Origin of the sequence: Marinomonas polaris DSM 16579, from assembly GCF_900129155.1 — a bacterium.
GTDB classification, from domain to species: Bacteria; Pseudomonadota; Gammaproteobacteria; order Pseudomonadales; family Marinomonadaceae; genus Marinomonas; species Marinomonas polaris.
On record NZ_FQVF01000012.1, the window covers coordinates 85,016 to 107,078 of the forward strand.

The 22,063-nt window shown below is 42.1% G+C and carries 20 protein-coding genes; 6 read left to right on the forward strand and 14 right to left on the reverse strand.

Annotated features, from left to right (window positions below):
• Nucleotides 1-540, reverse strand: a complete 540-nt coding sequence (locus BUA59_RS13750; RefSeq protein ID WP_072840273.1) for a TetR/AcrR family transcriptional regulator — start codon at nt 538-540, stop codon at nt 1-3.
• Between the two features lie 138 nt (nt 541-678).
• Between BUA59_RS13750 and BUA59_RS13755 the strand changes: the two genes are divergently transcribed.
• Nucleotides 679-1,287 carry a short chain dehydrogenase gene (locus tag BUA59_RS13755; protein ID WP_072840274.1) on the forward strand — a complete coding sequence of 203 codons (609 nt, stop codon included), beginning with the start codon at nt 679-681 and terminating at the stop codon, nt 1,285-1,287.
• A gap of 40 nt (nt 1,288-1,327) precedes the next feature.
• Entirely contained in the window at nt 1,328-1,933 is a 606-nt protein-coding gene (locus tag BUA59_RS13760; RefSeq protein ID WP_072840275.1) for a DUF1349 domain-containing protein, read from the forward strand.
• A gap of 98 nt (nt 1,934-2,031) precedes the next feature.
• Here BUA59_RS13760 and phnE (BUA59_RS13765) read toward each other — a convergent pair whose 3' ends face one another.
• The 6 genes from phnE (BUA59_RS13765) to BUA59_RS13790 all read right to left on the reverse strand — a co-directional run bounded on the left by phnE (BUA59_RS13765) (nt 2,032) and on the right by BUA59_RS13790 (nt 9,048).
• Entirely contained in the window at nt 2,032-2,829 is a 798-nt protein-coding gene (gene phnE / locus BUA59_RS13765) for a phosphonate ABC transporter, permease protein PhnE (protein WP_072840276.1), read from the reverse strand.
• Between the two features lie 22 nt (nt 2,830-2,851).
• Entirely contained in the window at nt 2,852-3,646 is a 795-nt protein-coding gene (gene phnE / locus BUA59_RS13770) for a phosphonate ABC transporter, permease protein PhnE (RefSeq protein ID WP_072840277.1), read from the reverse strand.
• Nucleotides 3,634-4,419: a phosphonate ABC transporter ATP-binding protein gene (gene phnC / locus BUA59_RS13775; protein ID WP_072840278.1), complete on the reverse strand. Its 786-nt coding sequence runs from the start codon at nt 4,417-4,419 to the stop codon at nt 3,634-3,636. Before phnC ends, phnE (BUA59_RS13770) begins: the two co-directional genes overlap by 13 nt.
• Before the next feature lie 105 nt (nt 4,420-4,524).
• Nucleotides 4,525-5,568, reverse strand: coding sequence for a phosphate/phosphite/phosphonate ABC transporter substrate-binding protein (gene phnD, locus BUA59_RS13780; protein ID WP_072840279.1), 1,044 nt, complete (start codon nt 5,566-5,568; stop codon nt 4,525-4,527).
• Nucleotides 5,569-5,787: 219 nt separating this feature from the next.
• Nucleotides 5,788-7,155 carry a sigma-54-dependent transcriptional regulator gene (locus tag BUA59_RS13785; protein WP_072840280.1) on the reverse strand — a complete coding sequence of 456 codons (1,368 nt, stop codon included), beginning with the start codon at nt 7,153-7,155 and terminating at the stop codon, nt 5,788-5,790.
• Nucleotides 7,156-9,048: an ATP-binding protein gene (locus BUA59_RS13790; RefSeq protein WP_072840281.1), complete on the reverse strand. Its 1,893-nt coding sequence runs from the start codon at nt 9,046-9,048 to the stop codon at nt 7,156-7,158.
• 250 nt (nt 9,049-9,298) lie between these two features.
• Between BUA59_RS13790 and BUA59_RS13795 the strand changes: the two genes are divergently transcribed.
• Both BUA59_RS13795 and BUA59_RS13800 read left to right on the forward strand, forming a co-directional pair.
• On the forward strand, nt 9,299-9,874 hold the full coding sequence (locus tag BUA59_RS13795; RefSeq protein WP_072840282.1) for a nitroreductase family protein: 576 nt from the start codon (nt 9,299-9,301) through the stop codon (nt 9,872-9,874).
• A complete protein-coding gene (locus tag BUA59_RS13800; protein WP_072840283.1) occupies nt 9,852-10,562 on the forward strand; it encodes a 4'-phosphopantetheinyl transferase family protein in 711 nt (236 codons plus the stop codon). The genes BUA59_RS13795 and BUA59_RS13800 overlap by 23 nt, the downstream gene beginning before the upstream one ends.
• 130 nt (nt 10,563-10,692) lie before the next feature.
• On the opposite strand, the gene BUA59_RS13805 is transcribed toward BUA59_RS13800, so the two are convergent.
• The 5 genes from BUA59_RS13805 to BUA59_RS13825 form a co-directional block, all read right to left on the reverse strand.
• Entirely contained in the window at nt 10,693-12,873 is a 2,181-nt protein-coding gene (locus tag BUA59_RS13805; RefSeq protein WP_072840284.1) for a TonB-dependent siderophore receptor, read from the reverse strand.
• A 36-nt stretch (nt 12,874-12,909) separates the two neighbouring features.
• Nucleotides 12,910-14,565: a multidrug ABC transporter permease/ATP-binding protein gene (locus tag BUA59_RS13810; RefSeq protein WP_072840285.1), complete on the reverse strand. Its 1,656-nt coding sequence runs from the start codon at nt 14,563-14,565 to the stop codon at nt 12,910-12,912.
• Nucleotides 14,566-14,650: 85 nt separating this feature from the next.
• Nucleotides 14,651-16,627, reverse strand: a complete 1,977-nt coding sequence (gene fhuB, locus BUA59_RS13815) for a Fe(3+)-hydroxamate ABC transporter permease FhuB (RefSeq protein WP_072840286.1) — start codon at nt 16,625-16,627, stop codon at nt 14,651-14,653.
• Entirely contained in the window at nt 16,627-17,493 is an 867-nt protein-coding gene (locus BUA59_RS13820) for an iron-siderophore ABC transporter substrate-binding protein (RefSeq protein ID WP_245813152.1), read from the reverse strand. The genes fhuB and BUA59_RS13820 overlap by 1 nt, the downstream gene beginning before the upstream one ends.
• Before the next feature lie 20 nt (nt 17,494-17,513).
• Nucleotides 17,514-18,278, reverse strand: a complete 765-nt coding sequence (locus BUA59_RS13825; RefSeq protein ID WP_072840288.1) for an ABC transporter ATP-binding protein — start codon at nt 18,276-18,278, stop codon at nt 17,514-17,516.
• Nucleotides 18,279-18,673: 395 nt separating this feature from the next.
• Between BUA59_RS13825 and BUA59_RS13830 the strand changes: the two genes are divergently transcribed.
• Both BUA59_RS13830 and erpA read left to right on the forward strand, forming a co-directional pair.
• A complete protein-coding gene (locus BUA59_RS13830) occupies nt 18,674-20,260 on the forward strand; it encodes a peptide chain release factor 3 (protein WP_072840289.1) in 1,587 nt (528 codons plus the stop codon).
• Nucleotides 20,261-20,329: 69 nt separating this feature from the next.
• On the forward strand, nt 20,330-20,677 hold the full coding sequence (erpA, locus tag BUA59_RS13835) for an iron-sulfur cluster insertion protein ErpA (RefSeq protein WP_072840290.1): 348 nt from the start codon (nt 20,330-20,332) through the stop codon (nt 20,675-20,677).
• A gap of 94 nt (nt 20,678-20,771) precedes the next feature.
• Here the strand turns inward: erpA and BUA59_RS13840 are convergent, their stop codons facing one another.
• Complete coding sequence (locus BUA59_RS13840) at nt 20,772-21,614, reverse strand: hypothetical protein (RefSeq protein ID WP_072840291.1); 843 nt, start codon at nt 21,612-21,614, stop codon at nt 20,772-20,774.
• A 102-nt stretch (nt 21,615-21,716) separates the two neighbouring features.
• Nucleotides 21,717-22,019 carry a YhbY family RNA-binding protein gene (locus BUA59_RS13845; protein WP_072840292.1) on the reverse strand — a complete coding sequence of 101 codons (303 nt, stop codon included), beginning with the start codon at nt 22,017-22,019 and terminating at the stop codon, nt 21,717-21,719.
• Nucleotides 22,020-22,063 lie beyond the last annotated feature (44 nt).

The window sequence follows — 22,063 nt, forward strand, 5'->3', positions numbered from 1 at the left end:
TTATTTAGTCAGTAAATTCGCCAAAAAAACTTCTGCTTCCTTCTGGTTAATAAAGCCGTCTGATACGGCTTTTGATAGGGATTTTGCGGCTCCTGAAAAAGCAATAAAGGCGATTTTACTGGCCGTTTTTCCTTCGAATTTTTGCAAGGATTCCTCCCAAAAAGTCATTATCTCATCATCACAATCTTGCTTTACCTTTTCTGTTTCTGCTGAACCGTCTAAAGCGGCATCTACGGCTAATGAAAGAGAGTCTGAGGACAAGACGCATTCAATGTAGCAATGAGCCAGCGCGTTAGCCGCTGTGTTTGAATCTTTAACATCGGCTAATGCATCTTGTGTTGCCTGTAGATGGCGTTGACAATAGTTTTGGTACAAAACCGATAATAAGCCTGCTCGGCTTTCAAAATGCCCGTAAACAATGGGTTTTGTCACGCCTGCTTTTTGGGCTACTCGTCCTAAAGTTAAACCATCAGCGCCATCCTCTTTTAGTACTTCCAAGGCACATTCAAGAAGCTGTTCAAAGCGTCGGCTAGCGGTCATTCGTTTCTGTTTCATAAGCTCAGTATTGTGTTGACAGATGATGGGGCGAAAGATAGCATGTCATCGTCAAGTTACCAATAGTAACTTATTTTAAGTTAATTTGTATTTATAACGCATGACACACAATTGAGGTGAGCAATGAAAACAGTTTTAGTGATTGGATCTACAGGAAGTGTGGGAAAAGCGGCACTAACAGGACTTTCTGAACATAAAGTAATTACGGCAAATCGTTCTGGAGAGAGCGCAGACCATGCCGTGGACATCACGAGCGAAACGTCTTTAAAGGCATTGTTCGACACCATTGGCAAAGTTGATGCTGTAGTAAATACAGTGGGTTTTTGTGAGTATGCAACTTTTCACGAAATGACGGATCAACAATGGCGTGCAACGATTGATAGTAAGCTGATTGGTCAGATGAATGTCGTTCGTGTTGGTACTGAGTACGTCACTGATGGCGGTTCATTTACATTGATTTCAGGCATTTTGTCGGTTAAGCCTATTCCTTATGCGATTGCTGATGCGACAACAAGTGGTGCGATTGAAACTTTTGCAAAATGTGTCGCTTTTGAAATGCCTCGTGGTCTTCGTATCAATGTTATTAACCCAACAGTTCTAGCAGAATCATGGGATGTTTATGGCGAAATGATGCCTGGCTTCCAGCCTGTGCCAAGCACATTGGTTGGTAAGGCTTTCCAGCGTTCAGTTGATGGCTTCATTTCTGGGCAAGTTCTAACAGTCGATGCATAATTAAGTAGATAGAGATCTTAATAATGTTACCGGAGGACTTATGGTAAATAGTGAAACATTTGCAGGATTTAAGTGGCTGAATGAGAGTCGAGCGAATGTTAAAAATGGCTGTTTAACTTTATTAGCTCCACCAAAAAGCGACTTTTTTTATAACAACGACGCGGCATCAGAAACAGGCATTAGCCCAGAAAACCTAAGCAATGCACCTTTTTACTACACTGAGGTGTTAGGGGATTTTGTTTTAACAGTTAAGGTTTCTGTAGATTTTGTGGATACCTACGATGCGGCCGCTGTTATGGTAATGAAAAATGACCATACTTGGGTGAAGTCCTGTTTTGAAAAAACAGACTTTGGTACTCGTGCTGTTGTTAGTGTGGTGATGAGCCAATTTACTGACGACGCAAACGGTAACAATATCGACGCTAATAGCGTTTGGCTAAAAGTAGTTCGAATTGGTCAATCTTTTGCTCTTCATTATTCCGTAGACGGCGAAGACTTCAATATGACACGTGTCTTTACTTTACCCGTTGAAGAAACAGTGAAAGTGGGTTTTGTCGCACAAGCCCCAGTTGGTAATGGCGGCGAGCGTCATTTCGAGCATTTCACATTAGAGAAAAAGACGTTAGATAATATTCGTTTTGCTTAATCGGTAAGTAATGCTTTTAAGACGAAACGGGTGAGTAAAAGAAGGAGCCAATTTAGGCTCCTTCTTTATGATAAAAATACTGAGATTAGATAATGAATTTAGATTAAGCGTTTACGAATATTCACTACGACAATTTCAGCCAAGATAACGATGATAAAAATAGCTAATAGGGACATAGCAACACGATCCCATTGGAATAAATTCATCGAATCATCAAGTACCACGCCGATGCCACCAGCCCCCACCAAGCCTAATACTGCAGATTCTCGGACATTAATGTCCCAACGGAACAAGACGATACTAAAGAAAGCAGGTAGCACCTGAGGCCAATAGCCTTTCAGCAGAATAGACATCCAAGACGCGCCAGTCGCTTTTAGTGCCTCAATAGAACCCATATTCACTTCTTCGATCGCCTCGCCAAGTAGCTTGCCGACAAAGCCGATAGAGCGGAAGGCAATCGCTAATACGCCGGCGATTACGCCTGGGCCAAAGATGGAGACAAAAAGTAATGCCCAAACCAGTGAGTTTACCGAGCGAGAAGACACTAGGAAAAATCGAGATATCCAATGGCACCAAGCTGAATTAACAATGTTGCTGGCATTCATTAATGCTAACGGAATCGCAAAAATCAATGTAATGAGCGTACCTAACGTGGCGATGTTTAGCGTCTCAACCATAGCGTCGTGTACGGCAACAGGATAGTACGCGAAATCAATGGGCCACATCCGGGAAAACATGTCTGCCATTTGTTCTGGTGCATCCAGTAAGAACTCAGGGATGACTTCGACGGATTGAATGGATTGTACAAACGCTATAACGAGAACAAGGTAAACAGCATAACGAGATAGCTTTTGTTTTAGCGTAAAGCGCTGCCAGTGATGATCTATTGTGTTCATAAAAATAGGCTCCTAGGTCAAACTAGCGAAAAATGCTTCGAACGATGTTTGATAGAAACTCACCAAACATGATTAGAGCGATAATGATGATTAGGATGGCCGCGACAAAATCGTAATCAAAGCGTTGGAACGCAGAGAATAATGTACCGCCTAAACCGCCCGCGCCGACAATCCCCACCATGGTGGAATTACGCAAGTTAGAATCGAGCTGATATGTGGAGAAGCCAATAAAGCGAGAAAACACCTGTGGCATAACGGAAAATAAAATGATGCTAGTAAAGCCAGCGCCAGTGGCGCGGATTGCTTCGACTTGCTTAAGAGAAATTTCCTCTATGGCTTCAGCAAAGAGTTTGGCTATAAAGCCAACCGATGCGACAACTAGAGTTAAAATCCCTGCCAAAGCACCAAATCCCACACTCTTAACAAACAAGATCGCAATGATCACAGGGTGAAAAGTACGACAAAGTGCGATAAGTGTTCGTACAGGTGTACTGATCCAGTTTGGCATCATGTTACGAGCTGCGAATAGTCCTAGAAACAATGAGATAAAAATTCCGCAAATACTTGAAATAACTGCAATTTCAAGACTTTCAATTAGTCCGCTCATTAGCAAAGACCAACGACTAAAGTTAGGCGGAACCATGCGACCTAATAGGTTGCTGGCGTGCCCTAAGCCTTCGTTAAAACGTTCCCAACTTAGACCCATAGCGTTAAAAGAATAAGCCACATAGCAGATGATTAGCAGCCAAATAGCAGTAACAAACCAATTCTGTTTAAATGGATTTTCTCTATTTTGTGAAGAATTTATACTAGCCATGATTCACCTCCATAAATTTGTTTTAGGTGCTCGTCGGTAATGCCTTCTGGTGGGCCGTCGTAAACCACAACGCCATTGCTCATGCCGATCATCCGTTTAGCAAAACGACTGGCCAGTTTTACGTCATGAATATTGACCAAAGCTGGAATGTTCTTTTCTGCAGAGAAGCGTTCAAGCAGCTCCATGATTTCCACAGCAGTTTTTGGATCGAGAGAAGAGGTTGGTTCGTCAGCCAATAGAATTCTAGGATTTTGCATCACAGCTCTGGCGATACCCACACGCTGACGTTGACCACCAGAAAGGCTATCGGCGCGTTTCTTAGCGTGTTCGGTCAAGCCCACGGCGTCTAATAATTCAAACGCAGTATTAATGTCTTCTTGGCTGAATTTTCTGCGCCAAGCCTGCCATGCTGACATATAACCTAGACGACCCGTTAAGACGTTTTCAATAACGGTTAAGCGTTCGACAAGGTTGTATTCTTGGAACACCATACCTACTTGACGGCGAAGCTTGCGTAGTTGAGCCCCTTTGGCTAAGCAAAGATCAGCATCATCAAATAAAATCTGCCCATCCGTAGGATCAATTAAACGGTTGATACAACGTAGTAAGGTACTTTTACCCGTTCCAGAAGGCCCTATGATGGCGATGATGCCTGGTTCTGTGATGTTAATGTCTATCCCTTTTAAAATAGGATTTCCTGCGGTGTATTCTTTTTTTAAATTTCGAATTTCTAGAAAGTTTGAACGCTCAGCTGTGTTTTGAGTGACAGACATGATGATTTCCTACAGGCGAAGAGGTCCAACAACCTGATAGTTCAGGCTGTTGGTCTTTATTAAAGTAAGTCTTTTAAAATGAATTAAACGATTAGGGATATCCGCTTATTGGCTTTTACTGGCGGCTTCTTTTTTGCGTTTGTCTGCTGCAGCTTTAGCAGCATCCGCTTCGGCTAGCTGTTTAAGCCCAGCTTTGGTGTAAGCAGTACCTGATGAGTGAGCAATATCACGGATGATTTGCCAATCTTCTTTGTATGTGATTGGGAAGAAGCGATCAGCTCCGCCAAAGGTTTTTTGCATTTCTGGTGGAAAACGGAAAGTGAAGAAGGCTTTTTTAATCTTTTCAACCAACTCAGGATTGAGATCATAAGCGTAGCCAAAGGACGAGGTTGGGAAGCGAGGGCTAGTATAAATGATACGGAAATCATCTTTGCTCACGCGTTTCGCATCAACCATGCGCTTGAAAACATCTGAGGCAACTGGCGCTGCATCATAGTCACCAGATAGAACACCCATTACCGATTGATCGTGCTTACCTGAGTATTTCACTTCATAGTCTTTATCGGGTGTTAAACCCAATGCTGGGAAAATAGCGCGAGGTGCTAAGTTGCCTGAGTTTGATGACGCAGATGTATGAGCAACAACTTTGCCTTTTAAGTCAGCCATTTTGGTAATGCTGCTGTCTTTGCGAACGATGGTGATGAGGTTGTAACCTTGAAACGCTTCCTCTGTGCCTTTGACGGCGATTGGTACTAAACCACCTAAGTTAACAGCATAGCCAGTAGGACCTGTGGAGAAGCCAGCAATGTGCAATCGGCCAGAACGCAAAGCTTCGACCTCTGCCGCATTAGAGTGAACTGTGTAATACACCACTTTTTTGCCAGTTACTTCACTGAGGTATTTTTGGAAATCACTGAATGCGTCTTTGTAAACCGCTGGATCTTCTACCGGAGTGTAGGTAAAGACTAGGGTACTTGGATCACGCCATTGGCTTGAATCTTTTGGTAGGTCAGCGACTAAGTCGTAGTTTTCGTCACAGAATTTATCGTCCAGAACGCCACGGTAGCTGCAATCATCGGCTAGGGCGGTGCTGGCACCTAATAGTAATGAACTAGAGAGCACTAAACCTGTTAATAATTTAATAGGCATTATTGTTTTCCTCGTGATGTATTTTTTATTGTTATCACCGGTCGGGAGGTTCCGTTGTCGGAGATGAGTCAATCCAACACGTATGAAGGATTGACTGATATAGAGCAAGGCTGATGCCAATAGTGATAAATCTTTTAAAAACAGATGGTTAATGGTTTTTTCTATGGGTTTCTTGTGTTTTTTGGGACGCTTTAGTCTCATGTTAAAATATAAAATGGGTCATTCTTGTCCTTCATCTTCTGATGCCTTAAATTGCTGTTTGTCTAGTTGGTGCTTTTTCATTTTTCGATACAAGGTCTTGCGTGACATATCCAGTAGCTCGGCGGCTTCATTTAATAGGCCGTTGGTGGCTCTTAGTCCTTCTTCAATGATGTGACGCTCGAATTGATCCATGCGTTCTTCATAGCTACCATTTATGTCGTCTTCGCGCTTAATCGACGCGAGGGAATTTTCGCTAATGCCAAGTACAAATCGATCCGCTGAATTTTTTAGCTCTCGAACGTTGCCTGGCCATTGATGCTGGATCAAATAATCTAAATATGAAGGTGTGATGCTGGGTAACTCTCTAGAAAAATGCTCAGAGGCTTTTCGTGCGTAGTGATGAAACAGGGGCAGAATATCTTCTGGCCGATCTCTGAGTGGTGGAATGGTCAGGCTAGCAACGTTCAGTCGATAGAATAAGTCTTTACGAAATTTTCCTTCATCGCCTAGTTGAGCAAGGTTATCTTTACTAGCCGCAATAACCGTGAGTTCGACGGGAATTGGCATGGTGCTGCCAACTCGTTCAATGGTTCTGTCTTGTAGCACGCGCAATAGTTTTATTTGTACCGGCAGTGGCATGGTTTCTATTTCATCTAAAAATAGCGTGCCGCCATTGGCCGCTTCAATCTTGCCGATATGACGTTTATTGGCGCCAGTAAAAGAGCCTGCTTCATGGCCAAAAAGCTCACTTTCAATCAGGCTTTCGCTGATGCCGCCACAGTTAATGGCAATGAATCGGCCTTTGTTGCGTAGGCTGAATTGATGCAGAGCTCTGGCAACCACGTCTTTGCCACAGCCTGTTTCGCCATAAATAATGGTGTCAACGTTTGCTTGTGCTAAAGAGGATATATGTTGGCGAATGTTCTTTATGGCAGCCGATTCGCCAATGATAAAGGCTTCTAAGCCTGTTTGTTGAGCTAGGTTTTGTTTTAGTTTTCGGTTTTCTAAAACCAGTTGTCTTTTTTCAGCGGCGCGTTGCAGTTGGTTGATCAGTTGAGCAGGTTGTAAGGGTTTTTCTAGAAAGTCGTATGCGCCTTCTTTCATCGCTTCGATAGCCATAGGAATGTCGCCATGGCCGCTCATTAATATGACGGGCAATTCATTGTCTAATTGTTGCAGGCGAGCCAGTAAATTCATTCCATCCATTTTGGGCATTCTGACATCACTAAGTACCACCGCTGCGCTATTTTTATCGAGTAAGGCGATGGCTTTGTCCGCTCTGCTATGGCTTTCTATTTGAAAACCTTCGAGTTCGAGCATTTCGGTTAATGCTTCAATGATGGTTTGATCATCGTCGATAATGACTATTTTTATTGTATTAAGCATTTATTTTTCTGCCTTTTTTAATTCTAAGGTAAAGCGGCTGCCTGCTTCTGGTGTCGATGACACTCTAATTTGGCCGCCAAAATCTTGAACTATGTTGTAACTAATGGATAAGCCTAGACCGAGTCCTTGACCGACTTCTTTTTGAGTAAAAAACGGGTCGAAAATTTGTTCTAATTGGCTTTCTTCAATACCGATTCCTGTATCACTGACATCAATCATTATCTTGTCGTCGAGTTCATAGACTTTGATGGACAGCTGTTTTACTGGCGCACTTGATAAGGCATCAACAGCGTTGCTAATAAGGTTCACCATGACTTGCTCTAGGCGAATCGGTTCAGCGAGCACATAAAATGACGCTGAGTTTGTCTGATAATCAAGCGTACAATGCTGGTCGATGATCTGGCTAGACATTAGTTCGATAGCATCTTGAACAACGGCGTCTAAGCAAACAGGCGTCAGTTCTGTGCCGGCAACGCGAGCGAAGGCTTTGAGGTGTTTGGTAATTCGCGTGATCTTCGTGAGAAGCAGACCAATTTTATCTAAGCTATTTTGCGCTTTATCCACTTGGTCTTTTTCCATATGTCGCCCAGCAGTGTGCAAATGACTGGCAATAGCGGTCAAAGGTTGGTTTATTTCATGGGTGATTCCAACGCCAAGCTGCCCTAGTGCAGCGAGTTTTCCTGCTTGGACTAATTCGTTTTGCGCGGCTTTTAATTGCGCTTCAGCGGCGACTCTTTCTTCTATTTCAGCGGCGAGAGCTTGATTGGTTTTCTCTACTTCTATCGCCGTTTGCTGGAAGTATTGTAAGTCTCTAGCCATGCTAGAGACTTCGTCATGGCCGACAATACGTATTTTTGTGTCTAGTTGAGAGCTGGCGATGGCACGCATGTTTCTTTGCAGCTCGATGATGCGTTGTAATACATTGCGGCGTACGTAAAACCAAGAAATAGCACAAGCAACACTTAGGCTGATGAGGGACAACAATAGAATATTACGAATACTATTGTTGATGGATTTGATGGCGCCTTCAAGGGAGCCACGAATACTGGTATTGGTATAGTTCGTATATTGATTGATTTGTGCTGCTAACTGTTGAATGTGCTGCTGGCTGTTTTCTAAAAGAAAACTCTGTTGATAGAGCAAGTCCAGCTCTTCGTTCTTGAGTTGGAACAGCTCGCCTTGTCGAGAGCTCATGGTGAGTAAATCGAGCAATGATTGGCGTAATGGCAGTGGTACTTGTGGTAATAAGGTAAGGTATTGGGCAATCTCTGAACCTAACTTTTCAAGTCGTAAAAATGTATAGTCTAATTCATTAAAAGAGGCATCATTGCTGACTTTTTCAATTAAGCCTGAAAAATAATACAGCCGACTAATGACCTGCTCTAATTCAGCTGAACGATCCAATTGATCCACTTGAAAAATGAGATCCTGAAATAAAGGGAAAATTAGCAATGACTGTGTAGCCAGTTCGCTTCTTATTACCTCACGGCGTTCAACGCTTTGATTCAATAGTGTCAGGCTGTTTTGAATTTGTGTAATTAGCTCAAGAAAATATCGGTTGTAGTCCGGCAGATTGCGCATGAGAGAGTCCATATCACTGATGGCGGCACTCAGCTCGTTCATGGTTTTTTCTCTGGAAATGGAAGCGTCACTGGTAACGAGTAGTGGTGCCGTGGCGACAATTTGACGACTTTTATCGTTTAGTCGAGCGGCTGCATCTAAACCTGGAATGTCCTGATATTTGAGTAGAAGAAGACGATCACTAAGCTGTAAATAAGTGTTTGTCGCCAAACCGCTTGCAACAATCGTGATAGAAGATATCAACACAAAGGCTAAAAACAGCCTGCCGCCAATACCAATATTGCGAAGCCAAAAAAGCGTAGGAATGCCCATTAATTTATATCCTATTATTTTTATAATTGAATAACCTAATGAAAGATTGATGCCAACTTTAAGGCCTTATAATCGCTAGGTTTTAGCCTATATTGAGGACAAAAATGTCCCATCACAAGCTTTTACTATCTTTTATTACCATCTTAAGTTTTTAGGAATCAATCTCATCTTTGCGTGTTATTATTAACGTGTTTTATGACATCTAACTTTGCATGACTTGATATGCTTTTATAGTAGGAGCAAATAGAAAATGGATGCTATTGATGCATTGATGACGCGTCGTTCTTATTCACGGGGCAGTCTTTTACAACCGGCACCAAATAGAGCTGAATTAGCGCAAATTTTACAGACTGCGATGACGGTTCCTGATCATGGTAATTTAAAACCTTGGCGATTCGTGGTGATCCAGGGACAAGGTATGAAAGATCTGGAGGGCTTGCTCCGCTCCATTTACGATGGCGAAGTGGAAAATGAAGAGTATTTCCAACGTTTTATTGAAGAGATCATTAATACGCCAATGATGATTTGTGTCTATTCCTCTATAAATCAAGACACGAGAGTTTCGGTATTGGATCAACAGTTGGCAGGAGCCGCCGCCTGCGAACACATATTATTAGCTGCTCACGCAATGGGGTTTGGTGGGATTTGGCATAGCCAAGAAACGGATGATGCTTTGCGTCAAATGTTGCAAATGGGTGAGGAAGACCAAGTGCTTGGGGTTATTTCCTTAGGTACGCCAAAGCGTACTTCTCTGGCTAAACGAAAATCCTTTGTGGATTATACTTTTGAATGGAATCAAGAGGATGGATTACAACCTTGGAAGTAGCGTGGTATTGACGATCGCATTTAGTAAAAAAGCTTTTCCTATAGATTGCACTCTTGATGACAGTGAAAAAAAACGTGCCTCAATGTTTCGATTTGAACACCTACGTGAGCAATATATTTTTGCGCATGCTTTTAAACGACGGATTTTGAGCCATTACTTTCCATTTAGAAAAGCATCTGAATGGTATTTCGCTCAAACGTCATCTGGTAAGCCTTTTATAAAAGAAGGCATTGCCTTTAATCTTAGTCACAGTACCAGCTCAGTTGCGGTTGCTCTTGTCGAATCTACTGATAAAAGTGCTGTTGGTGTGGATATCGAGTGTTTTCGGGAAATGGATGATCTTGAGTCAATGATTGAGATGGTCTGTCATTCAGATGAGATACAGCAACTTGATAGATGTCATGATCGAAGCAAAGGTTTCTTTAAGCTTTGGACTGCGAAAGAAGCACTACTAAAAGCGTGTGGAAGTGGTTTGATAGATGATTTGAATCATATTAATTGCCTGCCTAGCTTACTGAGTGATCAGGTTTATCCATTGAATTGGCAAGGCAATCAGTATTGTCTGCAAAGTATTTCTTTTGATTGGGGCGTGATTACTGCTGCGTGGTCTACAGATCTGCCTGTGTCGGATATTAGACTGGATAATTGGGCTTCTGGAGTGCCTGTATCTGAGGCTTTTTGCATTTAGTTAATTCATCAAAAAAAGAGCCTCGAACATTATTATTTGAGGCTCTTAGATTTGAAAAGCTTTTAAAGTTAGAAGCGCTCTTAAAGTTAGAAGCGCTCTTAAAGTTAGAAGAGCATTTCAATTAGAACGCTTACCAGTCGTAAGTCACGCTGGCCATGATGTTGCGGCTATCACCGTAGTAACAGAAACCATCACCACAAGTAGCGATGTACTCTTTATCAAATAAGTTCTTTGCCACTAGTTGGAACTTGTAATTATCAACTTGATAACTTGCCATGGCATCAACAAGGGCGTAAGACGGTACTTTGTTTGTTTCAGTGTTATCCGCATAGGTCTCACCGATATAACGTACTCCAGCACCGACTTTTAAACCATCTAGTATACCGTCAATAAAGCGGTAGTTACCCCATACAGAAGCTAGTTTGTTAGCGATTTGGGCCGGTGTTTTTCCTACATTAGAACTATTAGTGTCTTTGGTTATTTCAGAATCGACATAGCTCAATGTTCCGACTAAAGTGACCGCTCTGTTTAGATTGGCAACAGCTTCAAATTCAATGCCTCGATTACGTACTTCTCCTAACTGACGGAAGTTGGCTGTACCACTGGATCCGCTGCTTAGATTTTCTTTAGTGACTTGATATGCCGCGATACCAAACTGCCCGTCAAAACTTTGTGGTTTGAATTTTACACCCACTTCGTAACTGTCTGCTTTTTCTGGTTTTGCTGGATTGTTATCTGCATCTAAAGCAATAATTGGGGTGAAGGACTGAGCGTAATTAGCATAAGGAACAAGGCCATTATCTAGCTGATAGGAAGCGCCTAAGTTCCCTGTCCACTGATGGAGGTCTATGTCTGTTTTTTTGTTGGTTGAAGTGTTGTTGGTTTCGTTACTGGTATCATCGTAGCGTACGCCAGCAATAACTGTGAACTTGTCTGTGATGTTGGCTTTATCTTGGAGATAAAAGCCAAGCTGTCGATTCTTCGTTTTTGTGGTTTGTAGATCTGCATCTGTCACAGACGTTAACGTGCCATTATAGCTGTATAGTGAAATGCTGCTACCATAACTTGGACTATACGGATTAAATAGAAAGTTACCGTCGTCTGCCGCAAGAATAGTTCCTGCGTAAGATTTACTATTTATATCGATACTTTGGTAATCAATACCAGTTAGTAATGTATGTTTTGTGTTCCCTGCATCAAACTTGTAGATAAAACGGTTATCAATGTTGAAGGCATCAGAGTCGCCATCTTCATAAGTGACGCCACGGAGAATAGTGTCTCTTGTGCTACTGAAACCATAATCTGCAGCGTAAGCTGCGTAATACAATTGACGTAAGTTAATATCCATATGGCTAAAACGAGCCGATTGTTGGAAGCTTAAGTTATCATTGAAGATATGTTCTAGCTCATATCCCACAGAGGTTTGTTCGCGTTGGAAAGTTTCCCAATCTGAGTTTCCTAAAGCAGTATCATAATTAATTTTACCGTTTGCATTGGATGTTAGAGTACCTTCCATCGGTAAAAATTGCAGATAGGGATCAGAGTCGTCTTTTTGGTAGCTGGCTAGCACAGTCAGTTTGGTATCATCACTTATTTTCCATGCTAAAGAAGGAGCAAGTAGTGTTCGGTTTGCTTCAACCTCATCGACCTTAGTGCCATTTTCACGGGTGATTGCTACCATGCGAAAAGCTAATTTGTCATTGATGACTTTATTGACATCAAGGTTAATTTCTTTGCGGTCATTAGAACCTATGGTGCCTGTAACAGAGCCAAAATCTTCTTCAAGCTGAGCGCGTTTACTGATGACATTAATGACGCCGCCTGGTGGTGTTTGGCCATTCAGTGTTGATGCCGGGCCTCGTAACACCTCAATGCGTTCTAGCATGAAAGGGTCGATTTGCCAGCTATAAAAGCTGGAAGAATATAGGCGAGTGCCGTCTTGGTATAGACCGTTGTTGGCTTGTTTAAAGCCGCGAATTACAAACCAATCTTGTTTGTTGTCTTCACCATAAAAGTTGGTTTGGATGCTTGGCGTATATTGTAGCGCGTCAGAGATGCTGATCGGCGCTCGATCATCCATTTGTTCTCTAGTAACCACAGAAACGGCGCGAGGAATCTTAGTGATTTGTTCGTCTGTTTTTGTCGCTGTTTGGGCAACCTTACTGACATAGTTAAAGTTATTCGATGTTGAACTTTGTTCTGTATCACCTTCTACCACAAGTGTTCCCATCTCTTCCGCATGGGCAATATTTGTTGATAGTGCCAAAGCAATAGCAAATGACAGCGGGGTTAGTGTAAAGCGTTGTTTCATGTCCTCTCCTTTCTTTTAAGTTGGATTTTTACATTTCTAATAAATGATATGAGAAAAAATAGAGTGGTTTTGCTGCTGTTCAGAAATGCTGAGCTCGGTTAGGACACCCATATCCATTTTGAAAATTCGATCTGCAGCATCGAAGTATTTGTCGTCATGAGTTATCGCGATGACGGTGACACCTCGTTCTTTTAATCTTGGTAGTAGTTCTCGGTAGAATATTTTTCTGAATCTTGGATCTTGGTCGGCCGCCCACTCGTCAAGAAGAATGCAGCCACGTTGCTCCATTACTGCCATGAGTAATGCAAGTCGCTTGCGTTGTCCTTGAGAGTAACGAGTGTCTGATAAATGCCCTTTTTGATGTGAGACTTTATGGGACATTTCTAGGAGAGTTAGCCATTCATTAATCGTGGCATCGTCAATGTTATGGCCATGACCATCGGCGATTTGACGAAAAAGATAATAGTCACTAAAAACAGCGGAAAACTGTAGTCGATATATTGGCCATTGCTCTGCTTGAACAGGGTCACCGTTGAGAAGTATTTTGCCAGAATGAGGGCGATAGAGACCGGTCAGTAAGCGGGCAAAAGTAGACTTTCCGCTACCATTACCACCAACAATAAAGATGGTCTCTCCTTGCTTAATGGAGAAGTTGATTGGACCAACTTGGAATGCCTTATCTGATGAATCTGTTTTATATTGATAAGTGACTTGTTGCAGGCTTAGTGTTTTGAATGGGTGAGGTGCTTTTTGTTGTTGAATAAACTCAGTATTTTTATTAAGCGCCAAAGATTCGAGTTTCTTGATTGAAACATTCGCAGTAATCAAGGTAGGTAAAGAAGCGATTGCCGTCATTAAAGGGGCGCGCATAAAAAGAATTACAAGAGCGAAGGATGAAGCGACTTCAACGCTGGCCCAACCAAGTCCTAGTGCGGCGTAATAATTCAAACCAACTAGAGCTAAAATTAAGGTGTTTGCAATGTTGGCGGCAAAGCCATTAAACGTATCAGCTTGAGTTATTTGGTGGCGATAATGTTGCGCATTGGGGGCAAACTCTTGATGAAAGTAGCGTTTTGCTTTATGTGGGTTGAGCGTGAGCTCTTTGCGACCGTCAATAATTGCTTGATAATCCTTATATAATCTATCGTCATATTCGCGAACTTGCTTGATATAAAAGGTGATTTTACTCACGAGACTAAAGCCAATTAATCCTGTAAGAGAAAGTATGAGTAAGCTGATACCAAAGAGCGGAATCGATAAAAAGGCAAGATAGCCCATTGCTGCGATAGACAGTACAACGCCATAAATAAGCTGGGGAAGGTGAACAAATCCCACAGTGACATTGCGGATATCAGTACTTAGTGAGGCGAGTAGGCGAGCACTACCAATATTATCGACTTGCTCAATGTCTGTATTGATCAATTGTTTGATGAGCTGGCAGCGTTTTAGATAGACAAATTGATGCCCTAATTTATGCAGTGCAATTTGAGCCCAAGTTGCTATGGCTAGTAATACCACTAAAAGCAATAAAAATTGCCACATTACATTTGGAGTTAGGTTATTTGCATTTAATAATTTGTATTGGATAAATGCGATGACACCGAGAGTAAGTAATGCGCTAGCAATACTAAGTAACACGACAAGAGATAGTGTTTTTAGTTGATTGTTGGCTAGCTGGTGGAATAAGTTCATAGCGTCTCTATTTAGAAAGAATGTGATTTGTATTATTATTCTCATTTATTGAGTGGTTTATTCTCAATTTTTTATATCAGATGTTTTAAAGTCGGCGTAATCCCCACATCAAATAGAGTCCGCCGATAATAGAGGCGACCATGCCCGTTGGAATGTCTTGAGGGTAAAGTATCTGACGACCAAGCCAATCAGAGAAAAGCATTAGCGTACTGCCAACCATAATCGAGGCTACCAAGTGCTCTTTGGCTCGGCTAAATCCTAATAAACGAGCCAAGTGCGGTGCCATTAGGCCGATGAAGCTAAGTGGACCGACAACTAATGTTGCACTGACTGTTAATCCTGAAACTAGCAATAATAGCAGCATTCTTGATCGCGAGACGTTGATACCTAAAGCGCGTGTGCTAGCTTCACCTAAAGGTAGAATATCCAGCCAACGGTGGCAGATAAAACCAATCGCGATTAAGATTATTGTCACAGTGGTAAGTGGAATGAGCGCGTCAGTCGTAACGTAATATGTCGTGCCAGCTAACCAGGCAAGTAATTGATAGCTTCTTGGGTCGCCACCAGCCAAAACAATGCTTTGTACCGCACTCATTAATGCGGTTATTGCAACACCCGTTAATAGTACTTTTTCTGGTTGGAAACCGGATTTTCGGTTAAGTAATATGATTAAGCCCACAGCACATAGAGCGCCAATGAAGCCACCAATATACATCCCTGTTAAGCTTGAACTAAGACCTGAAAATAGTACGACTATCACACCGAGTGCGGTTCCAGAGCTGATGCCAATCACTTCTGGACTTGCCATAGGGTTACCACTTAGGCGTTGAATAATGGTTCCTGCAGTCGCCAACATGGCGCCTGCTAAAATGGCGGCTAATAATCGAGGAAGTCGCCATTCCAATACAGACCAGTTGTGAGTAGTGAATATCCAGCTCCAGCCATTATTTCCAATAGATAAACTTGAAAAAATAAACAGTCCTGTAAAAACAATGCCAAGAGCAATCCAGATGGTGTATTTGCTGAGATATCGTCCTTGTTCGCTATGGCGAGTTAAAATCGTCTCAGTATGTGTTTGGCTACGCATTGCCAGTTTTGGTAGTAGCCACAACATGAGTGGAGCGCCGAGAGCGGCGGTTGCTGCTCCAGTTGGAATCATGATTGACATAAGGCCAGGTAAGCGTTGTATAGCCAAATCAGTTAGGGTTAATAAAAGTGCACCAATTAGCATAGAAACGAGAAATTTTGGTAGTAATCTATGAACGCCAATTAGGCGTGTAATGGCCGGTGCTGCTAGTCCAATGAAGCCTATTATACCTACGGTGGCAACTACCAAAGAGGTTAATAACACCGCAAGCCCTAGACAAATAACTCTCAACTTAGCGAGTGAGACACCAAGGCTTTTCGCGCCAGATTCCGACAGTTGTAAGAGCGTTAATGGTTTGACGAAGAGAAATGCGATAAGAATAAGTGCAAAAATTCTAGGCGCCAAGTAGGCAACATTTCCCCAGCCTGTTTGTGTTAATGATCCAGCTCCCCATATCATCAATCCTGCTAATTTTTCTTGGTTCATTATGAGTAGGACAGAGCTGAAAGCGCCAAAGTAAAGGTTAAGAATTAGTCCAGAGATAACCACAATTGTAGGCGAAAGAGCACGACGCCAAGAAAGTGCGAAAACAATCCCCATGGCCATTAAACCGCCGGTCATTGCAACTAAACTGTGCGATAGTTCAATTAGCCATGGCGCATAGAGTGTGGCCATCATCAAGCTAAAGCTAGCACCACTTGCGACGCCAAGAGTGGTTGGTGAGGCTAATGGGTTTCTTAATACTTGCTGCATTAAAAGTCCCGCGGTCGCTAATGCCGCACCACAAATTAAGGTAGTAAAGAGGCGAGGCCACCAGGTTAAATGGAGCTTTATTGAGTTATCAGAGAGCCAGTTTGGCTGTAATAAACTGGTTAGGTTATGTAAGAAAGAATCATTAAGAGATAGCTGCCAACCCATAAACAATGCAACACAGGCGGTTAATATGGCGATAAAGCTAATAGGGAAAACTCGCATTATTGCTTCTCCTTATTGCTTAAGGTGTTGGTGAGTAACTCTGCAAAACGAACTGTGGAAGGGATAGCGCCAAAACTCCATGCAGGCTCGACTATTAAAGCTGGTTGGCCTGATTGTTTTACTAAATATTGCCAAAAAAGATCTTGCTGTAAGTTTTCTGCAGCACCAACAGGTATTGGTTTAATTATTATGATTTGACTTTTGGTGTTCATCAGCTTGTCTATGCCTACCAGAGTAAATCCCCATGCGTTGGTCTTTTCTTTCCAAGCGGTTTCTAAACCGATTTTGTTCGCTGCAACTTTATACATGCTGTTTGCACCAAACACTCGAACATGCCTACTGTCCATAAATTGGACCATCAGTAGTGGTGGTGTGTCTTTTGCTATTTGACCCGCGAGATCGGCGAGTTTTTTTTCTGAGGAGGAAATCAGTGTTTCTGCTTCTGCCTGTGCATTTGTCTCGTCGCCAAGCCTACGAGTGAAGGTCTTAAAACCATCCCAAGAGATGTTGTCTTGCTTATAGAGTGTGATGTTAGTAACAGGGGCGATATGGGAAAGCTTAGGAATAAGTGAAGTAAACATAGGTGAAATGAAAATTTTGTCTGGCTTGAGCTCCGATAGTCTTTCTAGATTTGGTTGTGTTCTCAATCCTACATCTGCAGTTGTGCTTGGAATGGCTGGAGCTTTAACCCAAGCTTCGTAACCAGATTGTTGCGCCATTGCAATAGGCTTTATGCCAAGAGCAATCAAGGTTTCGGTTTGAGTCCAGTCAATCGACATTACTCTAAGTGGCTTTGTTTGTTCTGCGTGAAGAATGTTAGATGCAAAAAAAGCAAAAAATATGATTAAAATTTTTGAGTGTTTCATCTTTATAAAATCTTTTCCCATCAGTAAGGCATAGCAACTGGATAGCCGGCTGGATGTTCAGATATATGCATCTTGATACCATAGATTTTTTGCAATTGGTCTTGATTAAAAATGCTGTCTACAGAGCCTGAAGCAATCATTTCACCACTGTGGAGAGCCACAATGTGATCGCAAAAACGCGCAGCCATATTAATGTCGTGGATAACGATAATAACGCCTAAATTGAGATTTTTACTGAGACTTTTGATGAGGTTGAGCATGTCAACTTGGTGTGCGATATCCAGTGCCGAAAGGGGCTCATCCAGTAAGAGATATTGTGTCCGTTGGGCTAGTAACATGGCTAGCCATAAACGCTGACGCTCGCCCCCAGATAAGGTGTCAACCAACCGATCGGCATAGCCTGCTGTATCTGTTAGTTCCATTGCCTCGTCAATATATTGTTGATCTTCTTTGTTTAGTCGTCCGAGTAAACCATGCCAAGGATAGCGACCAAAGCTGACAAGATCTCTTCCAGAAAGGCTATCTGTAGACGGTGTTTGTTGAGGAAGATACGCCACTTGCTGAGCAAACTTTTTTTGAGACCATGAAGCAATAGACTGATGATTTAGTAAAATGTTGCCAGCTGTTGGTTTTTGTTGCTGAGCAAGTAGTTTTAAAAGGGTAGATTTGCCGGACCCATTATGGCCAACTAAAGCGTAGATTTTTCCCGCCTCAAAGGTCATTGAAAAGTTTGTTAATAGTGAACGGTCACCGATACTAAACTGCAGTTCTTTAGACTCTATCATTCTTAAGGCTCTACCATTCTTTAAATCGAAGCTTGAAAGTGATTAAAACTGTATTTGAGTGTTTGCACTTATACTCAGAGAGATGGTTATTTTATTGCTGTTGTTAATAATAATGCAAATCATTTGTAAGGGGGTGTTGATTTTTCCCTCTTCGCCCTTTGATGTTTTCGGTGATTGTGTTTGTGTGCATGGCGGTGGGTTGTATTGGATGGTTATTTTAGGGTGTTAGTGACTGAAAGTTTAAATAGTGATTAATTCCATAGGCATTGATTGTTTATAAAGCCGAGATCAGCGAAAATAGTCGCCAACGAAATCACGATTAACATAACGGGGTTGAGCACTGGCTTTTATGTCGAGTGTTTTAGAGCCCGCGTATAACCTAAAAGAACACTTTAATGGCAGACCAGAATTTTCTTAATGAAGTAAGCGATAGACGCACATTTGCTATCATCTCCCACCCTGACGCCGGTAAAACAACCATCACTGAAAAGCTTTTGCTGCTTGGTCAGCTTATCCAAACGGCTGGCTCTGTAAAAGGCCGCAAAGGTGATAAGCATGCGACATCGGATTGGATGGCGATGGAGAAGCAGCGTGGTATCTCGATTACCTCTTCTGTGATGCAGTTCCCATACAAAGATCGCATCGTAAACTTGCTTGATACACCTGGGCATGAAGACTTCTCGGAAGATACTTACCGTACGCTAACCGCAGTTGACTCTGTATTGATGATTATTGACGGTGCAAAAGGTGTAGAGGACCGTACTATCAAGTTGATGGACGTTTGTCGTTTACGTGATACGCCTATTTTGACTTTCATCAACAAAATGGACCGCGATATTCGCGATCCGATTGAATTGTTAGATGAAGTAGAAGAAGTCCTAAAAATCGCTGCCGCACCGATTACTTGGCCGATTGGGATGAGTGATTTCTTTAAAGGTGTTTATAACCTTTATACCGATACGATTCATGTATTTGTTCGTGGTCGCGGCCATACCTTGATGGACGATATTCGAATCGAAGGTCTACAGTCTGATAAGGCAAAAGAATTGCTTGGTGATGATTGGGCTGCTTATGTCGATGAAATCGAATTGGTTCGTGGTGCGAGCCATGAATTCGAGCTTGATGCGTATTTAGCTGGTGAATTGACGCCAGTGTTTTTTGGTACAGCACTTTCTAACTTTGGTGTTCGTGAAATGTTAGATGGCTTTGTGGAATGGGCGCCAGCTCCTATTGACCGCGAAACTAATACCCGCAAAGTTGAAGCAAAGGAAGAAAAATTTTCCGGCTTTATTTTTAAAATTCAGGCCAACATGGACCCTAAACACCGTGACCGTATTGCGTTTATGCGAGTGTGTTCAGGGACTTATAATCGTGGTATGAAAATGCGTCATTGCCGTATTGGTAAAGATATTAAAGTGACGGATGCGGTGTCTTTTACAGCGGGTGATCGTGAGGGTGTTGAAGAAGCTTTCTCTGGTGATATTATTGGTTTGCATAACCATGGCACGATCCAGATAGGTGACACTTTCACGGAAGGGGAAGATTTAAAGTTCACTGGTATTCCTCACTTTGCGCCTGAGTTATTCCGCCGTGTACGCTTAAAAGATCCGATGAAAATGAAAGCTTTGCAAAAAGGTTTACAGCAGCTTTCTGAAGAAGGTTCTACCCAGCTATTTATGCCTCAACGCAACAATGAACTTATTGTTGGTGCAGTTGGTCAGCTGCAATATGAAGTTGTCGCGTACCGTTTGAAAGACGAATACAAAGTGGAATGTATCTATGAAGCGGTAAACGTCAACTCGGCTCGTTGGGTTGAGTGTGACGATGCTAAGAAATTTGAAGAATTTAAGAATAAGTGTCGTGACAACTTAGCGATTGATGGTGGCGGTCATTTGACGTATTTGGCACCAACTCGAGTGAATTTGATGATGGCAGAAGAAAAATGGCCCCAAGTTCGATTCCACTCAACCCGTGAACATTGATCAATACTTGACTAAATTACTCGGATAAGTGGATAATTCATTTATCGAAATGGTTTTAGTGGTATTGGAATGAGCATGGTTGAATCGATTGATCCTATTGAATTTACAGACGCAGCAGCTGCAAAGCTGCAATCTTTAATTGAAGAAGAAGAAAATGATCGGCTCATGTTGCGTGTTTATGTGACGGGGGGCGGTTGTTCCGGCTTTCAGTATGGTTTTACTTTTGATGAAGAACATCAAGAGGACGATACAGAAGTAAAGCGTAACGGAGTCACTTTGGTTGTTGATCCGTTAAGTTTCCAATATCTTGTTGGATCGGAAGTGGACTATAAAGAAAACTTAGAAGGCTCGCGCTTCGTGGTGCAAAACCCTAACGCCACATCTACCTGTGGTTGTGGTGCGAGCTTTAGTGTTTAGCTCTCGGCCTTAAACGTTAATTAAGTTCTTCGATAAAGAAATAAACCCTTCATGCGAATTGTATGAAGGGTTTTTTATTGCATGAAATGCGACTTTACGCCTTTGTATAAAGGTTGCTTGCCTGTCGGGCTCTTTCTTCTTCGCTAATTGGGTTGCCTTCAATCGGTTTGAAATGGCCAACAAACAATAAGCCAATCTGACTATCTCCTAAAACAACAGGTGTTAAAGTGTTGTTCTTTGCTCTCCAAATCCGTAAGCCAAAAGTTTGAGGTGAAAAAGAGTCTTCGCCCATTACTCTACTTTGATTTATGTGTGTATAGAGTGGTGACAGTTGGTCTGGTTCGCCATCTTGATCAAGCAGTATGTGATAATGAGTTATTTGTTGCTCGAGAAATTCTGGTGGATAGGGTGTGCGTAATACTGGTAGCCAATTTTCTTTAGGGGACGTGTAAAAAATGCTTGGTGCTTCCGGTGAGCCATTATGAGGCGACAATAATACGGTCATCTCTACAGGAATACCGTAAGACGGTTTTACTGGGATATGGAATATTAGCTGTTTGGCTGGTGGTCGCTGTAACACTTCTGGTGCAACATACTCTACTGATTTGTTGTCCTTCTCTTTTGTCATCGGAGGGACTTGTAGAAAGAGTTTCCAGTCTTTTGTGTCTAAATTAAGTTCTTCTGGAGAATGTAGATGCGCATTACTGTTTATAAGATGACTCAATACATGCTCAATAAGGTTGGCAAAAACACTTGTTGATGCAGTGAGTGGTGATTTGTTTTGGCTATCTAGATGTATTTCCTTTACTTGGTGCGCAGCAGAACTTAAGTCGACAGAGTCTTTATTGCTGATTATAGGGCGATATTTGGCTCTAGAAATCAACTTTTTCTCGTTCGGTTGAGTGCTTGCTCTATTTAACGCCTCTATAAATAGCATGGTACGACTCCTTTGTTAGCTGTCAAAGGTATCGGCCGTAATTTTGAAGAGTTTAGAGATAGTCTGTTTTTTAAACAAAAAAGACTATCTCTAAGTTTTGTTTTAACGAAGTAGGTTGGACAGCTTTGGATTTGGTTTTAAGGCTGCACGGTAGAAAAGCGCTACTTTACCAATGGTTTGTACGGTTTCAGACTTCATTATTTTATTGATTTCTTCAATCAATGCGGTGCGAACTTCGCGATCCGTAATGCTAATGCGTATTTTAATCAATTCGTGATCTTCAAGAGCACGATCGATTTCAGTAAGAACGTTTTCTGTTAAGCCGTTGCCCGCAATCATAACCACAGGATTAAGTGCGTGGCCGATTAGGCGATATTGCTTTTTTTGGGCGTTTGTAATGCTCATAGTAAAAATTTCTCATATTAGTTGACCCTCTTTATTGGAGGCTT